The sequence below is a fragment of the Moraxella sp. CTOTU48268 genome (genome assembly GCF_032069585.1).
GTDB classification, from domain to species: domain Bacteria; phylum Pseudomonadota; class Gammaproteobacteria; order Pseudomonadales; family Moraxellaceae; genus Faucicola; species Faucicola cinerea.
Map to the genome: position 1 here is coordinate 1 of NZ_DAMALV010000046.1, position 1363 is coordinate 1363.

At 47.0% G+C, this 1363-nt stretch carries 1 pseudogene; it reads right to left on the reverse strand.

Annotation, left to right across the window (positions count from 1 at the left end):
- Positions 1-31: 31 nt before the first annotated feature.
- Positions 32-1328, reverse strand: a pseudogene (locus RT143_RS11190) (IS256 family transposase).
- Positions 1329-1363 lie beyond the last annotated feature (35 nt).

The following is a 1363-nucleotide window of genomic DNA, read 5'->3' on the forward strand; positions in this document are numbered from 1 at the left end:
CGTTCAAAATTCTGTGTCAGGATAAATTAAATTAGAGGCTCATTACAGCATCTAACCGACCAGGGAAATGGATAGATAATTGCATCATCGTTTGCCCCCAATTGTTAATTGGCATCGTCCATTTCTCTGAGGCATTTAACATACCAACATACAAGAGCTTAAGCAAGCTAGTTTCATTTGGGAACGCTCCCTTAGTCTTGGTCAACTTACGAAATTGGCGATGCACTGCTGGGGCCGCATTGGTCGTATAGATTGGCTTTCTCACAGCGTCAGGGTACTTAAAATAAGCAGACAGCAAATGCCACTTATCTCGCCGAGAAGCAATGACAGCAGGGTATTTACTGCGCCATAGTCTATCAAGCTCATCCAACGCCAGCTCAGCCGAATCTTTATTAACTGCCTTATAGACAGGCTTTAAATCCCGCATAAAGGCTTTTTGGTCACGACTTGCCACATAGCGAATGCTATTGCGGATTTGGTGAATCACACATAGTTGTACCTCGGTATTAGGAAAGATAGCCTGTATGGCTTCAGGGAAGCCTTTTAAGCCATCGACACAGGCAATCAGAATATCTTGTACGCCACGATTGTGCAAATCAGTGAGTACCGACAGCCAGTAGTTTGCGCCTGAGCAAGGAAATAGCGAAGCATCGCTTCGCCCGAGCGCAAGGCGAGAGCTATGCTCGAGTAGGCTTTCAGAGCAGTATAGCCCAATGAGTTCTTTGCGACCCTCGGTGTTCAGTGCTAACAGCGTGTAAACCGCTTTGTTGACATAGCGCCCTTCGTCTTTAACCTTGTAGTGGATGGCATCGAGCCAGACAAACGGATAGACGCTGTCCAAAGGACGGGATTGCCATGCTTTAAGCTGTGGGATAAGCTGGTCTGTGATACTACTGATGGTGGAAGCTGATAAATCTCAGCAATGTGATCTTTGATTGCCCCATAGCTCATGCCATGCGAAAACAGCGATAGAATTCGGTTATCAATCTCAGGGGTGAGTTTGGTTTAGTGCTTTTTAACCAGTCACTCAGGCATAGCCTTCGTCTTGCACTCGGGCGAAGCGATGCTTCGCTATTTCCTCGCTCAGGTTCAAATTCCCCATTACGGTCACGTGGCGTTTCAAGCTCAAAGCTACCAACGGCTGATTTGACGGTCTTTTTGCTGTAGCCGTTACGGCGATTGCTACTGGGACTTTGTTCAAGGTAGCTGTCTATTTCAGCGGATAGTGCCGCTTCGGTGAGTTGCTTTATGAGCGGCGCAAGGACACCATCACTGCCTGTGATGGGTTTACCAGATTGAATAGCTTTTAAGGCTTCGTTAAAAGCTATTCAATCTGGTAAACCCATCACAGGCAGTGATGGTG